Origin of the sequence: Endozoicomonas sp. ONNA1 (assembly GCF_024606325.1) — a bacterium.
Classification (GTDB): domain Bacteria; phylum Pseudomonadota; class Gammaproteobacteria; order Pseudomonadales; family Endozoicomonadaceae; genus Endozoicomonas_A.
Window position 1 is genome coordinate 1 of sequence record NZ_JAHHPN010000391.1, and the last position, 1,377, is coordinate 1,377.

Annotated in this window: 1 protein-coding gene; it reads right to left on the reverse strand. The window is 43.4% G+C overall.

All coding sequences use genetic code 11. The features are described 5' to 3' along the window. Positions 1-98: 98 nt before the first annotated feature. Positions 99-1,377 (reverse strand): DUF4116 domain-containing protein (locus KDK19_RS09035; protein WP_257291776.1); only part of this gene is annotated, 1,279 nt, incomplete at its 5' end.

The following is a 1,377-nucleotide window of genomic DNA, read 5'->3' on the forward strand; positions in this document are numbered from 1 at the left end:
CAATTATTGAGAGTCATGAATCAAAAGAGGCGACATCTATCCTGACACAGCGGGTGTTTTGCCACATAAGGGAAGAGCCTGTTGCGTTATTGCCTGAATCAGGCGTCCTGGTTCCGGGCTGCAGCTTGAATATCCGGGTCAGATTTCAGTCTGTCGCTAAGGTATTCGTAAATGGGGACATCTCTTGATAGCAGTGGCAGAACAAAGTCCTTGTCGTTTTTAAGGGACTCAGGAGCAAAGTCCATGACCTTAGGGTTTTCCTTAATGAGTATTCTCAAGAGGGTTTTATTGTTTTTTACTGTCTGCCCGGCATAGTGAAAGGCATCAAAATGTCTTCTGGTAGCCGCCACAACTACATCAGGGTCATTTTTGAGATCCGTACCGGCATACTTTAGTGCACAGCCATCACTTTTAATGGCAAGCATTACCAGCACTTTATCTTTTTTGAAACGATCGCTGGCATATTTTAATAACAGCCCTTGCTGTCCTATTGCAGATTTGGCCATTTCAATATCATCCTTGAATTCGTCGGAAATATATCTGAATATGTGTGGGTTTTGTTGCACCAGGAAAAGCACCAGATCCCTATCGTGATCTATATCAAAGTCCTCACGCAAGAGTAGAATAAAAATCTTTGGAGAATGGGTTTCAATGGCCATGTGAGCTAGCAGTTCTTTTGTCATTCTTGCAGCATAATTTGACTGAAGGTGTTCGGTAGCAGCAGTCAATATTTGACGAAGATCTGAACCTCTGGCCGAGCCTTGGGTTGTCTCAAGAAAATCATCAGCTTGTTGGACCATTCCATGGAATAACCTGTATTCGCCGTCCAGAAAATCAAGGAACGCAAAATCATAGAAATATGAGGGTATATTGCGGCTTTTGATGACATCCAATACCAGGCAATGTTTGAATATCCAGCTATTTACGGCGTCGTTCAACCCGTTTTGGCACTTTTTAACCAGGGTTTCAAAATACCACTTATCAGTATTGTTTCCGCGATTAAAATTGTTGATTGATATATCCATCGAGGGCAGTCCTCTCAGGACAGTTATCAATTTCACAAAGCCCATCTGTAATTGTAAGGTGGTATCAACCTGAGTGTATTCTATGGTCATTTTCCCCGCGTTTTGATTGAAACTGATCGACATTGGCCGTGAACTTCTATCAATCGATGCACAACGGAGTGTCTGGACCAAAAACCAGAAGCGTTTCAATTTGCCCTGTAAGTGTTTGTTTTCCTCGTCTTGGGAAAAATGATCAGAGATGTCGAGCCGAAGTGTACGGCCCTTGCCTCCCTCGGCCTGTTCCAGCATTGCTATGGTGCAGACGTGCACTCCGAGGTTTGCATTAATAAAAGCGGCATCCACCATATTAAGC